This window comes from Streptomyces jumonjinensis (assembly GCF_009600885.1).
In the GTDB taxonomy this organism is placed as follows: domain Bacteria; phylum Actinomycetota; class Actinomycetes; order Streptomycetales; family Streptomycetaceae; genus Streptomyces; species Streptomyces jumonjinensis.
The window spans coordinates 40,638-51,080 of sequence record NZ_VCLA01000027.1 but is presented as its reverse complement, the minus strand read 5'-3'; the positions used below and the strand labels follow the sequence as shown (position 1 = coordinate 51,080).

At 69.9% G+C, this 10,443-nt stretch carries 10 protein-coding genes; 7 read left to right on the top strand and 3 right to left on the bottom strand.

The window, feature by feature from the left end; translation table 11 throughout:
• Positions 1 to 504: RDD family protein (locus FF041_RS04060; RefSeq protein WP_194291926.1), on the top strand; the 504-nt coding region annotated here is incomplete at its 5' end.
• A gap of 91 nt (positions 505 to 595) precedes the next feature.
• On the top strand, positions 596 to 1,384 hold the full coding sequence (locus FF041_RS04055) for an RDD family protein (protein ID WP_153521047.1): 789 nt from the start codon (positions 596 to 598) through the stop codon (positions 1,382 to 1,384).
• A 34-nt stretch (positions 1,385 to 1,418) separates the two neighbouring features.
• Here FF041_RS04055 and FF041_RS04050 read toward each other — a convergent pair whose 3' ends face one another.
• The gene (locus FF041_RS04050) at positions 1,419 to 1,727 is read right to left on the bottom strand and encodes a hypothetical protein (RefSeq protein WP_153521046.1); all 309 of its coding nucleotides are present in this window, start codon (positions 1,725 to 1,727) and stop codon (positions 1,419 to 1,421) included.
• Between the two features lie 435 nt (positions 1,728 to 2,162).
• Here FF041_RS04050 and FF041_RS04045 point away from each other — a divergent pair, with 435 nt between their 5' ends.
• Both FF041_RS04045 and FF041_RS04040 read left to right on the top strand, forming a co-directional pair.
• A complete protein-coding gene (locus FF041_RS04045; protein WP_323391158.1) occupies positions 2,163 to 4,580 on the top strand; it encodes an immune inhibitor A domain-containing protein in 2,418 nt (805 codons plus the stop codon).
• A gap of 123 nt (positions 4,581 to 4,703) precedes the next feature.
• Complete coding sequence (locus tag FF041_RS04040) at positions 4,704 to 5,063, top strand: hypothetical protein (RefSeq protein WP_153485042.1); 360 nt, start codon at positions 4,704 to 4,706, stop codon at positions 5,061 to 5,063.
• A 279-nt stretch (positions 5,064 to 5,342) separates the two neighbouring features.
• On the opposite strand, the gene FF041_RS04035 is transcribed toward FF041_RS04040, so the two are convergent.
• Both FF041_RS04035 and FF041_RS04030 read right to left on the bottom strand, forming a co-directional pair.
• Entirely contained in the window at positions 5,343 to 5,930 is a 588-nt protein-coding gene (locus tag FF041_RS04035; protein WP_153521045.1) for a nicotinamidase, read from the bottom strand.
• A gap of 133 nt (positions 5,931 to 6,063) precedes the next feature.
• Positions 6,064 to 7,386 (bottom strand): nicotinate phosphoribosyltransferase, encoded by a 1,323-nt coding sequence (locus tag FF041_RS04030; RefSeq protein ID WP_323391156.1) that lies wholly within the window; start codon positions 7,384 to 7,386, stop codon positions 6,064 to 6,066.
• 137 nt (positions 7,387 to 7,523) lie between these two features.
• Between FF041_RS04030 and clpS the strand changes: the two genes are divergently transcribed.
• The 3 genes from clpS (at position 7,524) to FF041_RS04015 (ending at position 10,290) form a co-directional block, all read left to right on the top strand.
• Entirely contained in the window at positions 7,524 to 7,838 is a 315-nt protein-coding gene (clpS, locus tag FF041_RS04025; protein WP_153485045.1) for an ATP-dependent Clp protease adapter ClpS, read from the top strand.
• A complete protein-coding gene (locus tag FF041_RS04020; protein WP_153521043.1) occupies positions 7,838 to 8,428 on the top strand; it encodes a DUF2017 domain-containing protein in 591 nt (196 codons plus the stop codon). The genes clpS and FF041_RS04020 overlap by 1 nt, the downstream gene beginning before the upstream one ends.
• A 398-nt stretch (positions 8,429 to 8,826) precedes the next feature.
• Positions 8,827 to 10,290 carry an amino acid permease gene (locus tag FF041_RS04015; RefSeq protein ID WP_153521042.1) on the top strand — a complete coding sequence of 488 codons (1,464 nt, stop codon included), beginning with the start codon at positions 8,827 to 8,829 and terminating at the stop codon, positions 10,288 to 10,290.
• Positions 10,291 to 10,443: the final 153 nt, after the last annotated feature.

Below are 10,443 nucleotides of genomic sequence, written 5' to 3'. Positions count from 1 at the left end.
GCCGCCCAGGAGCAGGCCGCCGCCAAGCCCGCCGGGCTCGGCAGACGGTTCGCCGCCCGGCTGATCGACACCCTGGTACTGGGGGCGCTCACCGCCGCCGTCGCCGTGCCCATGGCGCTCCGGGCCAGGGACCATATCGACGCCAAGATCGAGGCGGCCCGACACTCGGGCCGCACCGTCACCGTCTGGCTGGTCGACGGCACCACCGCCGTCCATCTCGGCGTCGTGGTCGCCGCGCTGCTGATCCTCGGCACGCTGTACGAGGCACTGCCGACCGCCCGGTGGGGCCGCACCCTCGGCAAGAAGCTCTGCGGTCTCCGGGTGGTCGGCATCGAGTCCCATGAGCCCCCGCCGTTCGGGGCGGCCCTGCGCCGCTGGCTGGTCCATGGCGTGCTGGGCCTGCTGGTCGTCGGGGTGGTCAATCTGCTCTGGGCGCTCTTCGACCGGCCCTGGCGGCAGTGCTGGCACGACAAGGCCGCGCGTACCTTCGTCACCGGCGGCTGAGCCGGACCCCGGCCGGGAGCGGCCCGGCCGGTGTCCCCCGAACGGCGTGCGAGCTTTTGCGGGGGCTCCGGGCTCGGGGTGCACTGCCCTCATGAGCAACGATCAGCCACCGCCCCCCGGTCCGGGCGGCCCCGAGGACGACCCCTTCCTCAAGAAGCCGCAGGAGCCCACCCCGCCCGGCTCCCCCTATGGAGGCCAGGGCGGTCAGGGCGGCCAGGGCGGCGGCCAGGAAGGTCCGGGCTGGCAAGGCGGGCAGCAAGGCCCCGGCGGGCAGGGCGGGCAAGGCGGCCCCTACGGCGGCGGCCAGGGCGGCCCGTACGGCAGCAGCGGCGGCGGAGTCCCCCCGTACGACCCCAGCGGCTACGGCGGCCCCTACGGCGGCGGCCCCGACCCCATGGCCGGAATGCCCCCGCTCGCCGACTACGGCAGACGCCTCGGCGCCCGGGTCATCGACATCCTCATCGTCTTCATCCCGCTCTTCCTGCTCTCGCTGATCTTCGGCGGCTGGGGCGTCGGCGGCGGCGGTGACAGCTGGGACGAGATCGCCAACGATGTGAACACCGGGCGCCAGTGGGCGTGGTCGCTCATCTCGATGGTGGCGTACGTCGGCTACGACACCTGGATGGTGAAGAAGAACGGCCAGACCGTGGGCAAGCGGCTGCTGAAGCTCCGGGTGGCGATGCTCAACGACGGCTCAGTCCCCGACACCCGCTCGTCCCTGCTGCGCGCCGCGGTGCTCTGGGTGCCCGCGGTGCTGTGCTGCTTCTGTGTCTGGTGGCTGGTCATCGTCATCACGATCGTGGCCGACAAGCCCTATCGGCAGGGGCTGCACGACAAGGCGGGCCGGACCGTGGTGGTGACGGTTCCGGAGCCCGCGTGACCCGGATCAGGGCCGGGGGACGGAGCCGCTGGGATCAGCCGTGCGCCGAGGGCTCGCCGACCCCGGCGGGCTCCCGGGACGCCGCGGGCCGGGCGGCGGACGACGGCGCGACGGCGAGCGCGCCCCTTCCCCGGCGGGCCGGAGCACGCGCCGCCCGCGCCGCCCGCAGCGCCCGGGTGAGCGGCACCACGGTCGCCACCAGCAGCCCCAGCGCCAGCGAGACCACACCGATCGCGGCCACGCCGAGGACCTCGGTGGTGCGGGTGAACAGCAGCAGGGCCAGTGCCGAGAGGACGACGGTGGCCGAACCGTAGGCGAGTTGTGCGGCAGTCGGACGCGGCATGGCGGTATCCGTCCTGGGGGCGTGTCGGGAGAGGGTCGGGGGTCTCTCAACGGGGCGTCGCACTCAACACGGTCGTGCTCCCTACGACTTTAGAGGGCTCGATGCCCTGGTGGAACCTGAGGTGAGCGTGACCTCACCCACGGTGTCGGTGCATAGGGGGCGCACGGAGTCATATCCTCGGCCAACTGGCCGATTCCATCAGTTGTTGGCCGGATATCGATACCCTCTGTCCGATGATCGGACGGCCGATTCGCTCGTGACGGCCGTTCGGATACCGGAACCCGCCTTCTGCATAGAGCAGTTGTAATGGCCGAGTCAAGGGCTGTCTTTTCTTCTCCGGCTGGGGTCGAATGCCGTCACTTGTGACGCGCAGACCTCGCTCGGACACTCCACCCACGGTCCGCTGCGAAGGGGCGCGGGGGAGGACATCAACACGTGACCACCAGGAGACGGACGATCAGAGCGTCCGCGGTCGTCGTCGCGCTCGCCGCGACCACCGCGGCGGCTTCGGCGTTCAGCACCGCCCAGGCGGGGGACCAGGCGTCCCCGGCCCCCACGGCGGCGATCGAGCGCCATGATCCGGCGCCGGGGAAGGACCATGTCGACCACGACCTCGACGGTCCGTTCAGCAAGAAGCAGGCACAGCAGCGCCGGACGGCGCTTCAGGAGGTCATATCCGGGGACGCGACCGTGCAGCGGCGCGGCGCGTCCAAGGTGGTCAAGCTCGACAAGGGGAAGTACGTCGAGCTGGGCCGGGAGAAGACCGACAAGATCTTCACCATCCTGGTGGAGTTCGGCGACAAGGTCGACGACACCACCATGTACGACCCGGACGGGCCGGAGGGCCCCGAGGAGCCGATCAAGAAGTACGGCGGCACTCCGGGTCCCCAGCACAACAAGATCGCCAAGCCGGACCGCGCGGTCAACAACACCACGGCCTGGCAGGCGGACTACAACCGCAAGCACTTCGAGGACCTCTACTTCGGCAGCGGCAAGGACGCGAACGGCCGCCAGAAGCAGTCCGTGAAGACCTACTTCGAGAAGGCGTCCTCGGGCCGTTACTCCGTGGCCGGCGCGGTCTCCGACTGGGTCAAGGTCGAGTACAACGAGGCCCGTTACGGGTCCAACTTCTGCGGCGAGAACAACTGCAACAACACCTGGGACGCGGTCCGTGACGGCGTCACCGCCTGGGTGGCGGACCAGAAGGCCCAGGGCCGCACCGACGCCGAGATCAAGGCCACGCTGGCCGAGTACGACGTCTGGGACCGCTACGACTTCGACGGCGACGGCGACTTCAACGAGCCCGACGGCTATATCGACCACTTCCAGTTCGTCCACGCGGGCGAGGACGAGTCGGCGGGCGGCGGCGCGCAGGGCACCGACGCCATCTGGGCGCACCGCTGGTACGCGTACGGCACCGACTCGGGGAAGACCGGCCCGGCGGAGAACAAGGCCGGCGGCACCCAGATCGGGAGCACCGGGATCTGGGTCGGCGACTACACCGTGCAGCCCGAGAACGGCGGCCTCGGCGTCTTCGCCCATGAGTACGGTCACGACCTCGGTCTGCCCGACCTCTACGACTACTCCGGGGCCGAGAACTCCACCGGCTACTGGAGCCTGATGTCGGCCGGCTCCTGGCTCAACCGGGGCAAGGAGACCATCGGCGAGCTGCCCGGCGACATGACCGCCTGGGACAAGCTCCAGCTCGGCTGGCTCAACTACACCAAGGGCCGGGCCGCGACGGCGTCGCAGCACACCCTCGGGGTGTCGGCGTACAACACCAAGCGTCCGCAGGCGCTGATCGTCGAGCTGCCGAAGAAGCCGGGCACCACCCCTGTCGTCAAGCCCGCCGAGGGCTCGAAGCAGTGGTGGAGCGACATGGGCGACGATCTGCGCAACACCCTGACCCGCCCGGTCGACCTCACCGGCAAGTCCACGGCGTCGCTGGAGCTGTCGGGCTGGTGGCGGATCGAGAACGGCTACGACTACCTCTACACCGAGGTGTCCACGGACGGCGGAGCCAGCTGGACCGCTCTCGACGGCACGGCGGACGGCAAGCCGATCACCCGTGACGCGAGCGACAAGCCGGCCCTGACCGGCCGTTCGGGCGCGTACAAGAAGCTGGTCTACCCGCTGGACGCCTACGCGGGCGGCAAGATCGACGTCCGCTTCCAGTACCGGACCGACGGCGCCACGGCCGAGAGGGGCTTCGCGGCCGACGCGATCACCCTCAAGGCGGACGGCGCGGAGCTGTTCGCGGACGGCGCCGAGGGCGATGACGCGGGCTGGGCCGTCAAGGGCTTCTCGCGGATCGGCGAGTCCTTCACCAAGGACTACGAGCAGTACTACATCGCCGAGAACCGGCAGTACGTGTCGTACGACAAGACGCTGAAGACCGGCCCGTACAACTTCGGATTCCCCGCGCCGAAGAACCAGTGGGTCGAGCGCTACCCGTACCAGAACGGTCTGCTGATCTGGCTCTGGGACACCTTCCAGCAGGACAACAACGTCGGTCTGCACCCGGGCGCGGGCCAGATCCTGCCGATCGACGCCAACGCGGCGCCGCTGAAGTGGTCCGACGGCACGGTGATCCGCAACCGGATCCAGTCCTTCGACGCGACCTTCAGCACCCGGCCGTACGACGCGCTCACGCTGCACCGGGCCGGTGTCCCCACCACGATCCCGGCGAAGCGCGGCAACGGCGTCTTCGACGACCGCAAGGGCGTCTACTGGTACGCCGAGAACCCCACGGCGAGCGTGAAGGTTACTGACACCAACACCAAGATCTCGATCGTCAAGGAGCCGAAGAGCGGCGAGACGATCACGGTGAAGGTTGGCCCCTCCACCAAATAATCTGCGTCATTGCAGGTCATAGCATGATCGGCCGTCGCCCCCTAGCGGGCGGCGGCCGATCGTGTTTAGGTGCGTCATGACCAGTTCGTTATTGACACGCCATCTCACGGGGGAGTGGTTCTGATGCCCGGTGGAGGTTTCAGCAAGCTGCCGAACGGCAGTGTGGTGGTCGCGCTCAGTCTCCCCAGCCCCCTGGGGGACGGCCGTCCGGCCCGCTTTCTGGTGCTCGCGGCCAATCGGGCGCGGGCGCTGACCCGGCTGCGGAATCTGGGGCTGCGGGCGGTGTATCTGCGGGGGAACGCGGAGCCGCCGACGCCGGACGAGATCACCGCCGTACTGCATCACCCGGACGGGCTGCTCTGGCGCACCCAGCCGGACACCGGGGCGGAGCTCTGGCGCCCGGTCCGGGCCCTGCTGCGCGAGCGCGCCCGGATCGGGGACGAGCTCTCCGGGCGGGGGGTCGCGGCCGTCGAGGCCCGCTGAGCATCCGGCCCGCCGGGGATCGGGGCGGTGGCAGGGGCCCCGGCGGGCCCTTGCCTATCACGAGGCCGCTGTGTCTGAGGGGGCCTTGCCCGGGGCGGGCCCGCTGGGTCCGCCGGGCCCTTGCCGCGAGGCCGCCCGGGTCTGTGGGGGCCTTGCCCGGGGGCGGATCTGCGGGGGCCTTGCCCAGGCCGGGCCTGTCGGGTCCGCCGGGCCCTTGCCTATCGCGAGGCCGCCGGGTCCGCGGGGGCTTCCCAGGCCGGACCCGTCGGCCGTGCCGGGTCAGACCACCGGCTTGCCCGTCAGCTCCACGCCCGCCTCGCGCAGCTCCTCCAGCACCCGCTCGGTGCGCTCCCGGGAGACCCCGGCGGTCAGATCCAGCAGCACCTGGGTGGTGAAGCCCTCCCGTACCGCGTCCAGCGCCGTGGCCCGTACGCAGTGGTCGGTGGCGACGCCCACCACGTCCACCTCGGTGATCCCGTGCTCCCGCAGCCACCCCGCCATCGACTTGCCGTTCTCGTCCGAGCCCTCGAAGCCGCTGTACGCGGCGGCGTAGGCGCCCTTGTCGAAGACGGCGTCGATCGCCCCCGAGGCCACCGCGGGCGCGAAGTTCGGGTGGAAGCCCACGCCCTCGGTGCCCGCCACACAGTGGCGCGGCCAGCTGGTCTCGTAGTCCGGGGTGTCGGAGAAGTGGTCGCCGGGGTCGATGTGGCAGTCACGGGTGGCGACCACATGGCGGTAGCCCGAGGGCTCCGACTGGCCGATCAGATCGGTGATCGCGGCGGCGATCTCGGCGCCGCCCGGCACCGCGAGGCTGCCGCCTTCGCAGAAGTCGTTCTGAACATCGACGACGATCAATGCGCGGTTCATGGCGGCTGTCCTTCGGGGATGTGAGGGGTGGTGCGACTTCGAGCCTAGAGACTCCGGCCGCCCCAGGGGAGTGTCTTCATGAGCATGGCAGTGTTGACCGGGGTACCGATCAGCCTCCCCCCGTGCGCCCGGCTCACACATACTCCGTCGGCAGCACCGGCTCCCCCCTGGAGAGCTGAATGGCCGACATCGGCAGCGCGGCCCGCGCCGCGATATGCCGCTCACGCGCCGTGTCCAGCGGCTCACGGGCCACCGTCCGACCGCCCCTGACCAGCTCTGTCAGCAGCTGCCGGTCCGCCAGCTCAGGGGGGACCGGGCCGACGCCGACGATCTCCGCCGCCGCGACCCCGTCCGCGTCCAGCCGCCGCGCGGCCCACTTCCGGCCGCCGACCGAGGTCTTCGCGCCCAGCGACTTCTTCGCCACCGGCTCCAGCGGACCGTCCGGGGCGGTGGCGCGGGCCACGAGTTTGTACACCATCGAGCAGGTGGGATGCCCGCTGCCGGTCACCAGCTGGGTGCCGACCCCGTACCCGTCCACGGGCGCGGCGGCCAGCGACGCGATGGCGTACTCGTCCAGATCGGAGGTGACGGTGATCTTTGTGTCCCGCGCGCCCAGCTCGTCCAGCTGCTGGCGCACCCGGTGGGCGACCAGCAGCAGATCGCCGGAGTCGATCCGTACCGCGCCCAGCCCCGGGCCCGCGATCTCCACCGCCGTACGGACGGCCTCGGCCACGTCATAGGTGTCCACCAGCAGGGTGGTGCCGCGCCCCAGCGAGTCGATCTGCGCCCGGAAGGCGTCGCGCTCGCTGTCGTGCAGCAGGGTGAAGGCATGGGCGCTGGTTCCCACGGTGGGGATGCCGTAGCGGAAACCGGCCGCCAGATCGGAGGTGGAGTCGAAGCCGCCGACATACGCGGCGCGCGAGGCGGCCACCGCGGAGAGCTCATGGGTGCGCCGCGCGCCCATCTCGATCAGCCGCCGGCCGCCCGCCGCGGACGACATCCGGGAGGCCGCGGCGGCGATGGCCGAGTCATGGTTGAGGATCGACAGGATCACCGTCTCCAGCAGGACGCACTCGGCGAAGGAGCCCTCGACCCGGAGCACGGGGGAGCCGGGGAAGTACACCTCGCCCTCCGGATAGCCCCAGATGTCGCCGCTGAAGCGATAGGAGGAGAGCCATTCGAGTGTCGGCTCGTCGACGATCCCCCGTTCGCGCAGAAAGCCCAGCACACCCGCGTCGAAGCGGAAGTTCTCCACGGCGTCCAGCACCCGGCCGGTGCCCGCGAGGACGCCGTAGCGCCGTCCCTCGGGGAGCCTGCGGGTGAAGACCTCGAAGACGGACCGGCGGCCGGCCGTCCCGGCCCGCAGCGCCGCCTGGACCATCGTGTACTCGTACTGATCGGTGAAGAGGGCCGTTGAGGGGACGTCCACCGGCAGCCCCAGATCAGCGGTGTTCACGACACTCAACCTCACGTTTTCGTCTCGGCCGCCCGAAATGCCGGGCGATCCAGCCATGGCCAGGATGCTACCGCTTATTTCGTCAAAGTGACGAGATGGGGTGGCCGTTTATGCGCCGGGCCCCGGTGAGTGGCAGCATGGACCGGGTGAGTGTTGCTCCCACTGAGATCGAACGCCCTGAGTCGGCGGAGGAGACCTTCGTCGTTCCCGAGCCCGACGTGCCGTGGGTGACGCTCGTCCACAACGATCCCGTGAATCTGATGAGCTATGTGACCTACGTCTTCCAGGCGTACTTCGGTTACTCCAAGGACAAGGCGCGCAAACTGATGCTCGACGTCCACCACAAGGGACGCGCCGTCGTCTCCAGCGGCAGCCGCGAGGAGATGGAGCGCGATGTGCAGGCGATGCACGGATACGGACTGTGGGCGACCCTCTCCCAGGACCGCACCTGATGCCGGGACACTTCGAGCCGATCCCCGGCGGCGGGGCCGCTCTCGCGCTGGACGAGGTCGAGATCTCCATCCTGCGCTCGCTGGCCGTCCAGCTCCTTGAGCTGATCGGGCCGGGCGACGAGCCGGTGGAGGGCGAGGATCCGCTGGCCGCGCTCTTCGCCCAGGGGCCGAGCGAACCGCCCTCCGACCCGGCGCTGGCCAGGCTCTTCCCCGACGCGTACGCGACCCCCGGGGCCAAGGACCCGGACGATGAGCTGCGCGAGGCGTCCGCCGAGTTCCGGCGGTTCACGGAGAACGATCTGCGCGCCCACAAGCGCGACGACGCCGTCGCGGTCGTCCGCGCGCTCGACTCGCTCGCCGCCGGCGCGGGCGGGGCCGTGCTCAAGCTGACCGCCGACGACTGCGTGCACTGGCTGCGCGCCCTCAACGATCTCCGGCTGACCATCGGCACCCGCCTTGAGGTCAGCGACGAGGACGAGGGCGGCGCGCTCTACCGGCTGCCGGACTCGGATCCGCGCAAGCCGATGGTGATGGCCTATCTCTGGCTCGGCATGCTCCAGGAGACCCTGGTGGAGACTCTGCTGCCCTGAGCACCTCTCGCCGCTTTCCTTCTCCGTACCCGTGCGCGCCCCCTCTTCCGCTCCGCCGTCAGCTGACCGCGGAGCGGACGTCTGCGCGCCCTGTGAACGCTCAGCGGACGCTCAAATCCGAATAACGATCACGTCACCGGATCGGGCTGATTTGTCATGTCGAGCGGCATTTAACCGGTTCTATCTGTGCGGTGGGCCACACTCTTCTTGATCGATCTCAGATACGAGCGTGATAGATCTGCACGACCGCCAGGGGCGCCACCCATGCCCCTGGGGGCGCTTGAGCCGGCGGATCGCCGGCGGCACTCCATCCGTATCCGGGGGGATCAGGACCTGATCCGCAACCGCTCGCCCAGTCGCAGCGGACGCGGATCTGCATGGAGAAAGGGCGCAGCACCATGACCTCAGTGCAGGTCGGCAAAGATGACGGGCACGGCGGCAAGGGCGCCGCGCGAGCCGACGCCCCCACGGGCGCCGCCGGGGCCCCGGGCGAGGACCAGGGCTACCACCGGGCGCTGGGCGCGCGGCAGATCCAGATGATCGCGATAGGCGGAGCGATCGGCACCGGCCTCTTCCTGGGCGCGGGCAAGGGCATCTCCAAGGCGGGACCGAGCCTCATCCTCGCCTACGCCATCGCGGGCGTGGTCATCTTCTTCATCATGCGGGCCCTGGGCGAGCTGCTCATGTACCGCCCGGTCTCGGGTTCGTTCTCCGAGTACGCACGCGAGTTCGTCGGCCCGTTCGCGGGCTTCGCCACCGGCTGGACCTACTGGCTCTTCTGGGTCGTCACCGGAATGACCGAGGTCACCGCCGCGGCCAGCTATATGACGTACTGGTTCGACACCCCGCAGTGGATCTCCGCACTGGTCTTCACGATCATTCTCTACGCCGCGAATCTGATCTCCGTGAAGCTCTTCGGCGAACTGGAGTTCTGGTTCTCGATGGTGAAGGTCACCGCGATCGTCGGCATGATCCTCATCTGTCTCGGCATCCTCACCCTCGGCTTCTCGGACGCCGGGGACACCGCGTCCGTCACCCTGCTCTGGGACGACGGCGGCTTCTTCCCCAAGGGCATCGGCGGCACGCTGATGACGCTCCAGATCGTGATGTTCGCCTTCCTCGCGGTCGAGCTGGTCGGCGTCACGGCGGGCGAGTCCAAGGACCCCGAGAAGACCCTGCCCAAGGCGATCAACACCGTGCCGCTCCGGATCGCGGTCTTCTACATCGGCGCGCTGATCATGATCCTGTCGGTGGTCTCCTGGACCAACTTCAAGCCCGGGATCTCGCCGTTCGTCGCCGCCTTCGACGAGATGGGCCTCCAGGTCGGCGCGGCCATCGTCAACTTCGTCGTCCTCACCGCCGCGCTCTCCTCCTGCAACTCGGGCATGTACTCCACCGGCCGGATGCTGCGCGACCTCGCGCTCAACAGCCAGGGGCCGAGGTTCTTCACCAAGCTCACCAGGAACGGCACCCCGCTGATCGGGACCACCTTCTCGGCCGGGCTGATGCTGATCGGCGTCTGGATCAACTACCAGTGGCCCGGTGACGCCTTCAACAAGATCGTCTCCTTTGCCACCATCTCCGGCATGTGGGCCTGGGTCATGATCCTGGTCAGCCAGATCCGCTACCGGGCCAAGGCCGACCGCGGCGAGGTGCCGCAGTCCAGCTTCAAGGCCCCCGGAGCCCCGTACACCAGCTGGTTCGCGCTCGCCTTCATCGGCATGGTGGTCGTGCTGATGGGCATCGACAAGGACGCCCGGATCTCGCTGTACTGCGCGCCGGTGTGGGCGCTGATCCTGGGAGTCTCCTATCTCGTGCTGAAGAAGCGGAATCCGCAGGGGGCCGCTTTCAGCAGGCGCTGAGCGACCCTTCTCCGCCCCGGGCGGGCCCGTGCCGAACAGCGGTACGGGCCCGCCCGCCGTTCTGCGGGGGCGCGCGACGGCCCGAACCGCCGCGAAGCCGCTCACGGGCCCTGCGCGGCCCGGACCCGCAGGCCCGCCGTGAACCGGCCGGAC

What these genes read in the sequence shown, in the direction of transcription:
- FF041_RS04020 (WP_153521043.1), top strand. Translation starts at nt 7,838, where the DNA reads ATGCCGGGACACTTCGAGCCGATCCCCGGCGGCGGGGCCGCTCTCGCG.
- FF041_RS04050 (WP_153521046.1), bottom strand. Translation starts at nt 1,727, where the DNA reads ATGCCGCGTCCGACTGCCGCACAACTCGCCTACGGTTCGGCCACCGTC.
- clpS (WP_153485045.1), top strand. Translation starts at nt 7,524, where the DNA reads ATGGACCGGGTGAGTGTTGCTCCCACTGAGATCGAACGCCCTGAGTCG.
- FF041_RS04055 (WP_153521047.1), top strand. Translation starts at nt 596, where the DNA reads ATGAGCAACGATCAGCCACCGCCCCCCGGTCCGGGCGGCCCCGAGGAC.
- FF041_RS04035 (WP_153521045.1), bottom strand. Translation starts at nt 5,930, where the DNA reads ATGAACCGCGCATTGATCGTCGTCGATGTTCAGAACGACTTCTGCGAA.
- FF041_RS04040 (WP_153485042.1), top strand. Translation starts at nt 4,704, where the DNA reads ATGCCCGGTGGAGGTTTCAGCAAGCTGCCGAACGGCAGTGTGGTGGTC.
- FF041_RS04015 (WP_153521042.1), top strand. Translation starts at nt 8,827, where the DNA reads ATGACCTCAGTGCAGGTCGGCAAAGATGACGGGCACGGCGGCAAGGGC.